The organism is Vibrio ordalii ATCC 33509 (assembly GCA_000257205.1).
GTDB classification, from domain to species: Bacteria; Pseudomonadota; Gammaproteobacteria; order Enterobacterales; family Vibrionaceae; genus Vibrio; species Vibrio ordalii.
In genome coordinates this window covers 1-280 of sequence record AEZC01000221.1, presented here as the reverse complement: position 1 = coordinate 280, position 280 = coordinate 1, and the positions used below count along the sequence as shown (strand labels likewise).

The window sequence follows — 280 nt, the reverse complement described above, 5'->3', positions numbered from 1 at the left end:
TTAGGGTAAGCGCATCATAAACACCGCATTCTAATCAACCTCAGTCCGCCATAAGATCAAATCTCCAACCTCAAGGAGATCTGAAATGGCAAAACGACGCACCAACCAAGAATGGCAAACCTTGTTCGAGCAATACCAATCCAGTCAACTATCCCAGCGTGTTTTCTGCGAGCGCCATAGTCTGAGTCTTTCGACCTTTTATGCAAAGCGTCAACAATTGCAGTGCTTTGGGCAATCTCAAACTGGTGGCTTTATCAAAGCTGAAGTCGTTGAAAAAACG

General features: G+C 45.0%; 1 protein-coding gene. It reads left to right on the top strand.

The genetic code is table 11. The features are described from left to right. Positions 1-85 precede the first annotated feature (85 nt). A partial coding sequence (gene tnpA / locus VOR_RS0114800; protein ID WP_010320473.1) for an IS66 family insertion sequence element accessory protein TnpA occupies positions 86-280 on the top strand: 195 nt, incomplete at its 3' end.